Source organism: Pantoea sp. C1E2 (assembly GCF_056491465.1).
This window is the reverse complement of sequence record NZ_JBSZHT010000002.1, coordinates 2,349,065-2,362,072: the sequence shown is the minus strand read 5'-3', so window position 1 is coordinate 2,362,072 and position 13,008 is coordinate 2,349,065. Positions and strand designations below refer to the sequence as shown.

Annotated in this window: 10 protein-coding genes; 3 read left to right on the top strand and 7 right to left on the bottom strand. The window is 53.7% G+C overall.

Going from position 1 to position 13,008, the window contains the following annotated elements; translation table 11 throughout:
* Window positions 1–25 precede the first annotated feature (25 nt).
* The gene (gene tkt, locus ACXI0A_RS11430; RefSeq protein ID WP_476148778.1) at window positions 26–2,017 is read left to right on the top strand and encodes a transketolase; all 1,992 of its coding nucleotides are present in this window, start codon (window positions 26–28) and stop codon (window positions 2,015–2,017) included.
* A gap of 245 nt (window positions 2,018–2,262) precedes the next feature.
* Window positions 2,263–3,279, top strand: coding sequence for a lipoate--protein ligase (locus ACXI0A_RS11425; protein ID WP_476148779.1), 1,017 nt, complete (start codon window positions 2,263–2,265; stop codon window positions 3,277–3,279).
* Here ACXI0A_RS11425 and ACXI0A_RS11420 read toward each other — a convergent pair.
* From ACXI0A_RS11420 to ACXI0A_RS11410, 3 genes are all read right to left on the bottom strand, one after another.
* Window positions 3,272–3,850: a TetR family transcriptional regulator gene (locus ACXI0A_RS11420; RefSeq protein ID WP_476148781.1), complete on the bottom strand. Its 579-nt coding sequence runs from the start codon at window positions 3,848–3,850 to the stop codon at window positions 3,272–3,274. The genes ACXI0A_RS11425 and ACXI0A_RS11420 overlap by 8 nt on opposite strands.
* Window positions 3,847–4,443 carry an NAD(P)H-dependent oxidoreductase gene (locus tag ACXI0A_RS11415; protein ID WP_476148783.1) on the bottom strand — a complete coding sequence of 199 codons (597 nt, stop codon included), beginning with the start codon at window positions 4,441–4,443 and terminating at the stop codon, window positions 3,847–3,849. Before ACXI0A_RS11415 ends, ACXI0A_RS11420 begins: the two co-directional genes overlap by 4 nt.
* Window positions 4,444–4,941: 498 nt before the next feature.
* Window positions 4,942–5,622, bottom strand: coding sequence for a pirin family protein (locus ACXI0A_RS11410; protein ID WP_476148784.1), 681 nt, complete (start codon window positions 5,620–5,622; stop codon window positions 4,942–4,944).
* Window positions 5,623–5,844: 222 nt separating this feature from the next.
* On the opposite strand from ACXI0A_RS11410, the gene ACXI0A_RS11405 reads away from it, so the two are divergent.
* Entirely contained in the window at window positions 5,845–6,408 is a 564-nt protein-coding gene (locus ACXI0A_RS11405) for a TetR family transcriptional regulator (RefSeq protein WP_476148785.1), read from the top strand.
* Window positions 6,409–6,410: 2 nt separating this feature from the next.
* Here the strand turns inward: ACXI0A_RS11405 and ACXI0A_RS11400 are convergent, their stop codons facing one another.
* From ACXI0A_RS11400 to ACXI0A_RS11385, 4 genes are all read right to left on the bottom strand, one after another.
* Window positions 6,411–6,995, bottom strand: coding sequence for a TetR/AcrR family transcriptional regulator (locus tag ACXI0A_RS11400; protein WP_224948303.1), 585 nt, complete (start codon window positions 6,993–6,995; stop codon window positions 6,411–6,413).
* Window positions 6,996–7,127: 132 nt separating this feature from the next.
* Entirely contained in the window at window positions 7,128–8,552 is a 1,425-nt protein-coding gene (locus tag ACXI0A_RS11395) for an efflux transporter outer membrane subunit (protein ID WP_476148787.1), read from the bottom strand.
* Between the two features lies 1 nt (window position 8,553).
* Complete coding sequence (locus ACXI0A_RS11390) at window positions 8,554–11,715, bottom strand: efflux RND transporter permease subunit (RefSeq protein WP_476148789.1); 3,162 nt, start codon at window positions 11,713–11,715, stop codon at window positions 8,554–8,556.
* 1 nt (window position 11,716) lies between these two features.
* Window positions 11,717–12,865, bottom strand: coding sequence for an efflux RND transporter periplasmic adaptor subunit (locus ACXI0A_RS11385; RefSeq protein ID WP_476148791.1), 1,149 nt, complete (start codon window positions 12,863–12,865; stop codon window positions 11,717–11,719).
* Window positions 12,866–13,008: the final 143 nt, after the last annotated feature.

The window sequence follows — 13,008 nt, the reverse complement described above, 5'->3', positions numbered from 1 at the left end:
CGACTTCTCACCTCTGGAGAACCTTATGTCAACACGCCGGGAAAGAGCCAACGCCATCCGTGCTTTAAGCATGGATGGCGTGCAACAAGCCAAATCAGGCCATCCGGGTGCCCCCATGGGCATGGCGGATATTGCGGAAGTACTGTGGCTCGACTTTTTGCAGCACAACCCTACCAACCCTAAATGGGCCAACCGCGACCGCTTCGTATTATCGAATGGCCACGGTTCGATGCTGATTTATAGCCTGCTGCACCTGAGCGGTTATGATCTGCCACTCAGCGAACTGAAGAATTTCCGTCAGCTGCATTCAAAAACGCCGGGTCATCCGGAATACGGCTATACGCCGGGCGTTGAAACCACCACCGGCCCGCTGGGTCAGGGGATCGCCAATGCCGTCGGCTTCGCGATTGCCGAACGTACGCTGGCGGCGCAGTTTAACCGTCCTGGTCACGACATCGTTGATCATCACACCTATGTGTTCATGGGTGACGGCTGCATGATGGAGGGCATTTCGCATGAAGTATGCTCCATCGCCGGCACCCTGAAGCTGGGTAAGCTGGTGGCCTTTTATGATGACAATGGCATCTCTATTGATGGTCACGTGGATGGCTGGTTCACCGACGATACCGCCGCCCGTTTCGAAGCGTACGGCTGGCATGTCGTGCGTGACGTAGACGGTCACGACGGCGACGCGATTACGAAAGCGGTTGAAGCAGCCAAAGCGGTCTCGGACAAGCCTTCTCTGCTGATGTGTAAAACGGTGATCGGTTTCGGCTCACCGAACAAAGCCGGTACCCATGATGTCCATGGCGCGCCGCTGGGCGACGACGAAATTGCACAGACCCGTCAACAGTTGGGCTGGAATCATGCGCCGTTTGAAATCCCTTCAGAACTCTATGCGCAGTGGGATGCCAAAGAAGTCGGTCAGGCAAAAGAGTCCGCGTGGGATGCCAAAGTAGCGTCTTATGCCGAGGCTTATCCGGAACTGGCCGCTGAGTTTACACGCCGCGTGAACAACGAGTTGCCTGCCAACTGGGAAAGTGAATCACAAGCCTTTATCGAGCAGTTGCAGGCGAATCCGGCCAAAATTGCCAGCCGTAAAGCGTCGCAGAATACGATTGAAGCCTTCGGTAAGATCCTGCCGGAATACCTCGGCGGCTCTGCTGACCTGGCACCAAGCAACCTGACCATGTGGTCGGGCTCTAAGCCGATCAATGAAGATCCTGCTGGGAATTATATTCATTACGGCGTGCGGGAATTCGGGATGACCGCGATCGCTAACGGTATCGCGTTGCACGGTGGTTTCCTGCCGTACACCGCCACCTTCCTGATGTTCGTCGAATACGCGCGCAACGCGGCACGTATGGCGGCGTTGATGAAAGTGCGTCAGATCATGGTCTATACGCATGATTCCATCGGCTTAGGCGAAGATGGCCCAACCCACCAGCCGGTTGAGCAGATGGCGAGCCTGCGCGTGACGCCGAACATGAGCTTGTGGCGTCCGTGTGATCAGGTTGAATCTGCGGTGGCATGGAAATATGCGATTGAGCGCGTCAACGGCCCTACTGCCTTGATCTTCTCGCGTCAGAATCTGGCGCAGCAAGACCGCAGCGCGGAGCAACTGGCCAACGTGGTTCGCGGCGGTTATGTGCTGAAAGACAGTGAAGGGATTCCAGAACTGATTCTTATCGCCACCGGTTCCGAGGTTGAACTGGCGGTTGCTGCTTATGAGCAATTGACGGGCGAAGGCCGCAAGGTGCGCGTTGTTTCGATGCCGTCTACCGATGCTTTTGACAAACAGGACGCGGCTTACCGTGAGTCTGTACTGCCGAAAGCGGTTGCTGCTCGAGTGGCTATCGAAGCGGGTATCGCCGATTACTGGTTCAAGTACACCGGCCTGCACGGCGCGATTGTCGGCATGACCACTTTTGGCGAGTCTGCACCGGCTGAACTGCTGTTTAAAGAGTTTGGTTTCACCGTTGAAAACGTGGTTAAAACGGCAAAATCGATTCTGTAACCCGTCGCGTAGTCGCCAACCCTGGCATTATGTTGGGTTGCATGCACTTTCAGGCGGCAGCAATGCCGCCTTTCCATTGAGATACCTGCACAGCATCAATAAATGATCGGCGTAACGATATATTGCGTCCCGACACGAACAGGATGCGCACCTGACACTTTACGACACGCCCCCCGCTTATCTTTGCATCCAATTACGCGTATTCTGTCCTCCGCTTGCCCCTTTCTCACGGAACTGGAGGAAACATGTCCACCTTACGTTTGCTGATCTCTGACTCACACGATCCCTGGTTTAACCTCGCGGTGGAAGAGTGCATCTTCCGTCAGATGCCCACCACTCAGCGCGTATTATTCTTATGGCAAAACGCTGAAACCGTGGTAATTGGCCGCGCTCAAAACCCGTGGAAAGAGTGCAATACGCGTCGGATGGCAGAAGATGGCATCAAACTGGCGCGGCGCAGCAGCGGCGGCGGTGCGGTGTTTCATGATCTGGGCAACGCCTGTTTCACCTTTATGGCCGGTAAACCGGAATACGATAAAACCGTCTCGACAGCGATTATTTTGCAGGCACTGGAAAAACTGGGCATGCCCGCCGAAGCCTCGGGCCGCAACGATATCGTGGTCAATGTGAATGGCGATATGCGCAAGATTTCCGGTTCCGCTTATCGCGAAACGCCGGACCGCGGTTTTCACCACGGCACTTTCCTGATGAGCGCCGATCTGTCGCGCCTTGCCGATTACCTGAACCCGGACATCAAAAAGCTTCAGGCTAAAGGGATCACCTCAGTGCGTTCCCGCGTGGCGAATATCGCGGACTTTATTCCTGATATCCGTTTTGCTGACATCCGTCGTGAGGTGATTGCTGCTTACTTCGCGCATTACCATGAAACCTGCGAGCCTGAATATATTTCACCTGAAGCGCTGCCTGACCTTCCCGGCTTTAAGGAGCAGTTTGCACGCCAGAGCAGCTGGGAGTGGAATTTTGGCCAGGCGCCTGATTTCTCACATCTGCTGCAAGAGCGTTTTGTCTGGGGTGGCGTTGAGATTCACTTTGACGTGGAGCGCGGCACCCTTACCCGTATCCAGATTTTCACCGACAGTCTCAATCCCGCGCCGTTAGAAACGCTGGCGATGCGGCTGCAAGGAGTGGCCTATCGCCCGGAGTCACTGCAGGCTGCAATGTTAAAACTCATTGCGGAGTTTCCAGAGCAGCAGAAGGAACTCAGCGAATTAGCGAACTGGCTGGTGAACAGCATCAGATAAGATGGCGCTGCACCTGCGCCTCAATCAGTCCTTGCAACTCTTTAACGCCATCCAGTTGTCGGATATCGCTACACACCACGGCATTTGAAATGGCGTCTGCCGCTCCCAGCAACCCCCACAAGCTGGATTGCGGCAGCTTCGCTTCAGCAAACCACAGACGAAACTTAGCCATAAAATCGAGTTGGTATTTGCGCTTCACCTCGGCCAGTTCTGGCGTGCTGTTGAGCGCTGACAGCACATCGGGGATCTCGCGCCCCTGAGTGAGCACACAGTTCACGTAGCAAGTCGCCACCGTGCTGGCGCGTTCTGCCAAATCGTCACCTGCCTTAACCATCGCCGCATCAATGACAGCGTTTTGCCGCACATCAAAGTCCTCATACAGCGCAGCGATCAGCCCGTGGCGGGTGCCAAAATGCTCATACACCACGGGCTTGCTGACACCCGCTTCAATGGCCACTCGCCCAAGAGTAAGGGCATCGCTGCCGTGCTCTCGCACCAGATTCCATGCTGTGCTAATCAGCTGCTCGCGGCGGGCGTCGAAGGTCATACGCTGGCGCGTGGGTGAGCTCATACAGGTTCCTTCAAAGTGAAAAGTCGCTGCCCTAATTGCCGGGCAAGTGCGTAATGCGCATCAGGATAACCCTCATCGGACGGCAACAACAGTTCGCTGGTGATCACCGGCGCGCCGCAATAGCCAAATATTCCCTCATCAATCTGAGTTCGCATGCTGCTGAAATAGCCACGTCGCAGGTAAGTGCGCGTATTCGCCGCGCCCAGTGCCAGCAGATGCACTTGCAGATGCCCCAATTTCTTTATGACCTTTTCGCCGGTGTCGTCATATGCCCAGCCTTGAGTAAATACCCGGTCAATCCACCCTTTCAATTGTGCCGGGAAGGACCACCAGTAAATCGGATACACCAATACCAGCGCATCGGCACGGTTCAGACGCTGCTGTTCCGCCAATACATCCTCAGGCGAGACGGTTCCCGATTTGAACTGTTCGATATCGGCCTGATTGAAGCGTGGATCAAATTGCTCAGCCGCTAAATCGGCTATTTCAACACTGTGTGAGCCGCTGGCTGTGATGCCTTTAACCAGCTGTTCAACCGCAGCATGCGTGTGTGAATGGGGGTCTGGATGGGCGGTAACGATAAGCGTGTGCATGGGGTTAACCTCCGATATTGATTGACCTACTATTGGTAACTTACTGTTGGTAGGTTGTCAATTATTCGTTTGTTGCTGGACTTAAGCATGTGATTCCATTGGTTGGGATGATGGATGATCACAGCGTTTTGGGATTGGCTGGTGGCCGCGTGGTGGCGTCGATAATAAAGGCTGAGGTTGGTTGACTCGGTTGCTGAGTGGCGAAGGTGGTTTTGTCAAAACGGGCACCGTGTCAATGGCCGTAGCACCTCTGATGCTGCAAGGGCTATTCGCAGCGCTGAGGCTTTTACGTTGGGCCAGGAGATCCACGCAGGGATGCGTGGATCAGTTCGGGGCCGACCAGGGATGGTCGATCCCCGAACGTTCCGTAGGCACGACGTGGAAGCCGAGGGCACCGCGTCAGCGGCGCGAGGACTCCCCGGCAGCAGCAGAGGTGCTACGGCCCACACCACCGCACACAAAAAAGGCTACCATTGATTTAACAATGGCAGCCTACACTCACACAAAAGTGACACCGTCACTGACCAAAAATGCAATCACAGTCGCGTCACGCTCGCCTCGGACTACAGGCAAGGCGCCCTGCTCGCTGATAGAATCCCCCGGCATCAAGCGCTCATCACCAACACGCACAATACCGTCCAGCAATGTCAGCCATGTTGAGTAACCGGCGATATGAGGCACTTCCACCTGTCCGCCCCGCTCCACTTTCAGATCATAAATAAAAACTTCCTGACCCAACTGCAGCGGTGCATCGCTATTTTCAGGTCCCGCCAGTAGCGTCCACTCATTAAGCGGTGACCCATCAGCGCGAGTGAAATCCAGAGTGCGTGGCGCACCGCCGCTTTTTGCCGGACGGATATAAACCTGCAGCATCTCGGTTTCAATAAAAGGCGCAGACTCTTCATAACGCACCCCAGTGCCCGCACTCACCACCATGGCGCGTTTAGCATTGAGCGCGGTCTTCTCGCCGTTTTCAGCAAGGTGCTGAGCCGACCCGCGCCACACGTAGCTAAAAATCTCTTCGTCCTGACGCGTGTGCATCGGAATACGCGCATCCATTTTCAACGACATCTGATCAATAATCGCCAGCGGGCCAAAAGCCTCACCGGGTCTTTGCCGGCGGATGGTAAAGCGGCCGTATTCAAACAGTTGGTCCCGCTGGGCACGCATTACGTTCATGGTTTGCTCCTCAAAATGTTGCTATGCACATCATGATAGCGACATGAAAATCGCAGAACAGGTGTTCAATTTGCTCGCTTATGTCAAAATTTTTGAATATTGATAACCAGTAGCAATAATAAGAGTGAGAAACGAGTAAAATGCCGCCAGTTTTCAGCATTCAGGATTAGTCAGCCTGTTCATTTTTGCGTAAAATACGCTTTTCCGTGATGAGTAAATAACATGAATCGCAGCGAACAGATTCTTGATGCAGCCGAACAGTGCATGCGACTAAAAGGTTTCCATCAAACTTCCATTCAGAATATTGCCAGCCAGGCTAATGTCAGCATTGGTTTAATTTATAAATATTACAAAAACAAAGAAGCCATTATTGAAGCGCTGGTGACCAATGTCGTGCAACGCATGATTGCATTATTAAATGCTGATTTTGAGCGAATTGCCCATGCGGGTGGCATGACGCATTCGGTGCAGGATATTGTGCCGCCTGAGGTCGAGCACAGTATTGTGTTGCTGATGGAGGTGTCATCTGAAGCCACACGCAATGAGCGTATTCGTCAGATAATGAATGATGCGTGGCTGGTATTAAAAAACAACTTTATTGCTCAGGAGCAGACGCTAAATCCGGCGCTGAAAGCCGACGTCATCAACACTCGGTTGCATATCATCTCACTGGTGATTGATGGGATGATCATTCGCCGTTGCATGAAACAACGTGACGTGCCCGACGGGTTTATGCCTTTTTTTGATGCTATCACGCGTGACATCAATCAGCATGATATGCCCTGAAATCAGCCAAACAAATGATGTGAAAGGATGCCATTGATCCTGCCCTGCTCTTGATGATCCAGGTTCTTATCGCCAAATGCGCGACAGGCAACACCGTCTACCAGCATTAACAAAAATTGGATACGCTCATTGCGCTGCTGTGGACTCACGTGAGCATACTGACGGCTAAAGGCTTTTTCCAAATCAGCAATCAATAGCTGTTCTTCCTGTGCCAAAACTTCCCGCACAGATTGATTGCGCGATGCTTCCGAATACATCTCCAGCAATAAACAGCGGTCCTGATAGGGCCAATCCTGCCAAAACGAAGATTCCGCATTAATAATATCGGTGGTGCTGATTTGGTGCGGCAGATTATCTTGCAAAAAAACGCGCCAACTCGTGGCGATACTTTTTATTGTTTCGCTAACAATTAATTCTTTGCTATCAAAGTAACGATATATCTGCCCTGCCCCCAAACCTGACTCACGACTGATATCGGCCATGCTGGCACCGTGAAAACCGGAGCGGCTAAAACATATTTTTGCAGCGGCGATAATTATTTGCTGCCGCTGTCGCACGAAGGCGTCATTCTCTGATTTGCTCAACATAACTCCTAAAATGACCGTCACGTAATTATTATTTTTTCATATCATACGCGAAGGGATTTATAGCCGAAATGGCGGCTATAAATCCGGTTACATTTTTCCCCAGGTCGTTAACGCATCGACCTGGGGCGATCATCACAGTTTCAGTTCAGATTCTTTCAACGCCGTACCACCACCCAACACTTTGTAGAAGGTATTAAGGTTTTGGTAATAGGCCTGCTGCACGCTAACCAAACTGGTGCGCGCGGTATACAAGGTGCGCTGAGCGGTTAACGCATTCAGATAAGTGTCCACACCATTTTGATAACGCAGGTCGGCCAGATGGTAGTAAGTCTGCGATGCGGCAACATTATTACGTTGGCTGGTCAGCTGATCGTTAATGGTGCCGCGCCGCGCCAGCGCATCCGCCACTTCCGAAAACGCGGTTTGCACCGACTTCTCATACACCGCCACGTAATACTCTTTCTGCGCTTTGGTGTAGTTGAGATAGGAAACGTTATAACCGCCTTTGAAAATCGGCAACGAGATGCTGGGCGCAAACGACCAAATGCCCGCACCATTTTTGAACAGCGATGACAAATCAGAACTTCCGACGCCACCGCTAGCGGTCAGGGTAATGCTCGGGAAGAAGTTAGCGCGTGCCGCCCCGATATTGGCATTCGCCGCTTTCAGGTTATGCTCGGCCTGCAACACATCAGGGCGATTATTCAGGGCATCCGAAGAGATCCCTGCTGGCACAGTTTTCAATGCATTGCCGATGGACTCGATATTCTCAGGCAGCAGCGCGTCAGGCACGCTTTTTCCCACGACCAAATCCAGCGCATTCTTATCCTGCGCCACGCTGGTGGTATAGCTGGCCACATCCGCTTGCGCAGAGTGATAGGTGGTTTCTGCAGAAGCAACATCCACCATCGAATCCACGCCATTTTGCAGACGTTTGCGCGTTACTTCCAGCGACTGGCGCGCACTTTCCGCCGTCTCTTTGGCGATCGCCAGATTGCTGCGGTCGGCGGCCAGCTGTAACCAGTAATCCACGGTGTTATACAGCACCGTCAGGCGCGTGCTGCGTGCGCCCTCCAACGTGCCGAGATAGGTTTCATACTGCTGACGCGACAGGCTTTGGTTCTTGCCAAACAGATCCAACTCGAAGGAGCTGACGCTGCCCTCCGCCGAATAGGTATTACTGAGGGCCGTTTGATTTCCCTCCCCTGTTAACGCACGTGACCGCGTGCCGCTCACGCCTGCGCTCAGGGTTGGGAACAGATCCGCGCGCTGCTCACCATATTGAGCATGGGCTGATTTCACACTCGCCACTGCTTCACGCAGATCGCGACTGCTGTCCAGCGCCATCGCTACTACCTGGCGTAACTTCGCATCCAGCACATAATCCTGCCAGCTGATATCACGATAGTTTGCCGGAGTCCCTTGCAGTGAGCGATAGGCATCACCGCTTGGCGCAGTGGTGCTGACCGCATCCTTCGGACGATCGTAATGTGGATCGAGTGACACGCAGCCCGCGAGGAAGCACGGCAAAAACACCATTAACAATTTTGCAGACATATTATTCCTCCGCCTTCACAGCAGATTCGGTTGACTGTGCATCGTCATGCGGAATCGCCGGGAATACGCGACGGACCAGAACAAAGAACAGTGGAACAAAGAAGATGGCGAGCAAGGTCGCGGTCAGGGTGCCGCCGATAATGCCGGTCCCGATCGCAATACGGCTGTTGGCCCCGGCACCCGTGGAGATGGCGAGCGGCAGCACCCCGGCGGTAAACGCCAGTGAGGTCATGATGATAGGACGCAATCGCATGGTGGCAGCGTGAATCGCGGCTTTCACCAGATTCTCGCCTTTGCGGTAGTTATCCTCCGCGAACTCCACAATCAAAATCGCGTTCTTCGCTGATAGCCCGATGATGGTTAACAACGCCACCTGGAAATAGACATCGTTTTCCAGTCCACGCAGCGTAATCGCCAGCAACGAACCGATGACGCCCAACGGCACCACCATCATCACCGAGAACGGCACTGACCAGCTCTCATACAGCGCGGCGAGACACAGGAACACCACAATCAGCGAGATGCCATACAACGACATTGCCTGGTTGCCCGAGAGTTTTTCCTGATATGAGAGCCCGCTCCAGGCAAAGGTGGTGCCAGCCGGCAGTTTGGCCGCCAGTTTCTCCATCGCGGTAATGGCATCGCCCGAACTTTTACCGGAGGCAGAAGATCCCTCTATCTCATACGAGGCCAGACCGTTATAACGCGACAGCACATCAGGTCCGTACGCCCATTGCGACGAGGCAAATGAAGAGAACGGCACCATGGTGGTATTGCTGCTGCTATCCGTTCCGCGCACGTACCATTGATCGATATCTTCCGGCTTACTGCGGAACTGCTGGTCGCCCTGAATATAGACTTTCTTCACGCGGCCACGGTCGGTGAAGTCATTGACGTAGCTGCCGCCAATCGCTGCGCTCAGCGTAGTGTTAATGTCACTGATGGTCAGACCCAGCGACTGCGCTTTGGCATCATCAATGCTCACATCTAATTGCGGCAAATCAGGCAGTGAGTTTGCACGTACCGCACTCAACACCGGATCCTGATTGGCTTCGGCAATCAGCTGGTTACGCATCTTCAGCAGCTGGTCACGGTCGGTGGCTCCGCGTCCTTGCAGTTCGAAGGTAAAGCCGTTGGATTGCCCAAGGCCAGAGACCGAAGGCGGTGACAAAACAAAAATCTGCGCATCACGAATGCTGGAGAGCGCCGCCATGGCGCGGCCGGCAATCGCATCAGCGCTGTTCTCGGTGCCTTTACGTTCGCTCCAGTTTTTCAGCGAGATAAAGCCAATACCGGCGTTTTGTCCGCTACCGGCAAAACTGAAACCATTGACCAGCATGCTGACGTTAACGTTATCTTTCTCTTTGGTGGCGAAATACTGCTGCACCTGGCGACGGACTTCACTGGTACGGTTTTCCGTGGCACCCGGTGCCAGCTGATACTGTACCATGATATAGCCCTGATCTTCGGTCGGCAGGAAGCCGGTCGGCAGACGCATATAAAGCACGGCACAGCCAATCAGCAACACACCGTACAGCAGCAAATAGCGCACAGAACTGTTCACTACATGGCCGACGCCGTTTTGATAGCGGCCCTGCACTTTTTCATAGCTGCGGTTGAACCAGCCGAAGAAACCCTTGGTGCCACTTTCGTGATTATGCGGTTTCAGTAAGGTGGCACAGAGTGCCGGCGTCAGCGTCAGTGCCACAATCACCGACAGCACCATCGACGACACAATGGTGATCGAGAACTGACGATAGATCACGCCGGTTGAGCCACTGAAGAAGGTCATCGGCAGGAACACCGCTGACAGCACCAATGCAATCCCCACCAGCGCACCGGTGATCTCTCTCATCGATTTTTCGGTGGCCTGTCGTGGTGGCAAGCCCTCTTCGCGCATCACACGCTCGACGTTTTCTACCACGACGATCGCATCATCAACTAACAAGCCGATGGCGAGCACCATGCCGAACATGGTTAAGGTATTAATCGAGTAACCGAACAGTGACAGCACACCAAAGGTGCCCAGTAACACCACCGGCACGGCAATCGCTGGGATCAAGGTGGTACGAATGTTCTGCAGGAACACGAACATTACAATAACCACCAGAATCACCGCTTCTATCAGCGTTTTCACTACTTCTTCAATCGAGATTTTTACGAAGTCGGTGCTGTCGAGTGGATAGGCAATTTCATAGCCAGCGGGCATGCTGCTGCGGAACTCATTGATGGTGGATTTCACCGCTTCAGCAGTGGAGAGCGCATTGGCACCCGACGCCAGCTGCACGGCGATACCTGATGCCGGATGACCGTTCGCCAATACGTTGGCGCTGTAGTCTTCATCACCCATCTCGACGCGTGCCACATCACTCAGGCGCACCACCGATCCGTCCGCCTGGCTTTTCAGTACGATATTGCGGAACTGTTCTGGGGTTTGCAGACGTGAACGCGAACGCACCGTCGCCACCAGTTGCTGCTCTTTACTGGCTGGCTGTGCACCCAACTGACCGGAAGAGACCTGGGTGTTCTGGCTCTCCAGCGCGGTGGTGACATCCGATGGCATCAGTGAATAAGAAGCAAGCTTGCTTGGGTCCAGCCAGATGCGCATCGCGTATTCGGCACCAAACACCTGTACGCTACCCACACCGGTCACACGGGCCAGCGTGTCTTCCATATTACTGACCATATAGTCAGCCACATCGGAAGAGCTGCTTTTATTGGTTTTATCGTACACCGCGAGGATCAGCAGGAAATCGCTCTGCGCTTTCTCCACGGTGACACCCTGAGTGGTCACCGCGGTCGGCAAACGGCTCTCTGCTTGCTGAACCTTGTTCTGCACCTGGACCTGAGCGATATCTGGATCGGTGCCCTGCTGGAAGGTGACGTTGATTTTCACCTGCCCGGTCGATGCCGTGCTGGTGGAGTTAAAATAGAGCAGACCATCCAGACCGGTGAGCTGCTGCTCGATGACCTGAGTGACGCTGCTCTCCAGCGTTTCCGCCGATGCACCGGTATAGGTTGCCTGGATACTGATCTGCGGTGGCGCAACGTCAGGATATTGCGCCACAGGCAGACTGTTAACACTGAGCAAGCCGAACATCATAATGCAGATGGCAATAACCCAGGCAAACACCGGCCGACGAATAAAGAACTGAGCCAACATATCAGTTACCCTCGCTGGTCGCGGCTTTATCGTTTGGCGTCACTTCCACGGCTTTCACACTCATGCCCGCCTGCACTTTTCCGGTACCTTCAACAATCAGTTTGTCACCGCTGTTGAGGCCAGAGGTAATCAGCCACTTATTCCCAATCACGCGGTCAGCCACCACTTCACGGCTCTCGACTTTGTTCTCTTTATCCACCACCAGCGCCGTGGCGTTGCCTTTCGCGTCACGCGTGATGCCTTGCTGCGGTGCCAGAATCGCATCGGATTTTACGCCGTTGGTCACATTGGCGCGCACATACATGCCCGGCAGCAGCTCATGTTGCGGATTAGGGAAGATGGCGCGCAGCGTCACGGTACCGGTGGCTTCGTCTACTGACACTTCCGTCAACTCCAGCTTGCCCGGATGGTCATAGGCACTGCCATCTTCGAGTTTCACTGTCACCGGTACGGCGTCAGTGCTCTGCTGCAACGACGCCTGCTGACGTTTCAGTTTCAGCAGTTGCACGCTGGATTGGGTCAGGTCGACATAAATCGGGTCGAGGGCACGAATGGTCGCCAGCGCGGTGGTTTGACTGGCAGTCACCAGCGCTCCTGGCGTCACCGATGAAATACCAATACGGCCGCTGATCGGCGCTTTGATCTGGGTGTAATTCAGATTGATGCGCGCACTTTCCACGGCGGCACGATATTGATCCACCGACGCCACGTTTTGTTGATAGGTTGCCAATGCATCATCAGCATCCTGACGCGATACGCCATTCTCTTTCACTAATGCAGCGTAACGCTCTGCTTTTAACTTGCTGCTTTTGACTAACGCCTGTGCGTTCTTTAATTGTGCGAGCGCTTGATCGTAGCTGGCCTGATAGCTGGCAGGATCGATTTGATATAGCACCTGACCCGCATTCACTTCATCGCCTTCAGTAAACAGGCGCTTCAGGATAATGCCTTCAACCTGCGGGCGAACTTCGGAGGTCATACTGCCAGTAACACGCCCGGCAAGTTGGCTGTCCAGCGTAACCGATTCGTTTTGCAACGTTTTCACGCCCACTTCCGTGGTGGTTGCCGCGGCTTGTTGATTGCTGCTTTGATCACAAGCGGCGACTAACATCACCAACCCGGCGATCACACTGCGCTGAAAATTCTTCATGAATAACCCTGTAGTGAACGTTCATTCTCAAGTTGAAGTCTATCAAATTAGCACTACCTCAACTGTCAGGAAAATGAAAAGAGTCAGATCGCGGCTTAGCTTCGGGTGCTAAAAGCGTGAAACCACCAAAACACCCTTCTGTT

Excerpts from the sequence above, each read along its gene's own strand:
- ACXI0A_RS11390 (WP_476148789.1), bottom strand. The coding sequence starts at position 11,715 with ATGTTGGCTCAGTTCTTTATTCGTCGGCCGGTGTTTGCCTGGGTTATT.
- ACXI0A_RS11405 (WP_476148785.1), top strand. The coding sequence starts at position 5,845 with ATGAATCGCAGCGAACAGATTCTTGATGCAGCCGAACAGTGCATGCGA.
- ACXI0A_RS11420 (WP_476148781.1), bottom strand. The coding sequence starts at position 3,850 with ATGAGCTCACCCACGCGCCAGCGTATGACCTTCGACGCCCGCCGCGAG.
- ACXI0A_RS11400 (WP_224948303.1), bottom strand. The coding sequence starts at position 6,995 with ATGTTGAGCAAATCAGAGAATGACGCCTTCGTGCGACAGCGGCAGCAA.
- ACXI0A_RS11415 (WP_476148783.1), bottom strand. The coding sequence starts at position 4,443 with ATGCACACGCTTATCGTTACCGCCCATCCAGACCCCCATTCACACACG.
- ACXI0A_RS11385 (WP_476148791.1), bottom strand. The coding sequence starts at position 12,865 with ATGAAGAATTTTCAGCGCAGTGTGATCGCCGGGTTGGTGATGTTAGTC.
- ACXI0A_RS11410 (WP_476148784.1), bottom strand. The coding sequence starts at position 5,622 with ATGAACGTAATGCGTGCCCAGCGGGACCAACTGTTTGAATACGGCCGC.
- tkt (WP_476148778.1), top strand. The coding sequence starts at position 26 with ATGTCAACACGCCGGGAAAGAGCCAACGCCATCCGTGCTTTAAGCATG.
- ACXI0A_RS11395 (WP_476148787.1), bottom strand. The coding sequence starts at position 8,552 with ATGTCTGCAAAATTGTTAATGGTGTTTTTGCCGTGCTTCCTCGCGGGC.
- ACXI0A_RS11425 (WP_476148779.1), top strand. The coding sequence starts at position 2,263 with ATGTCCACCTTACGTTTGCTGATCTCTGACTCACACGATCCCTGGTTT.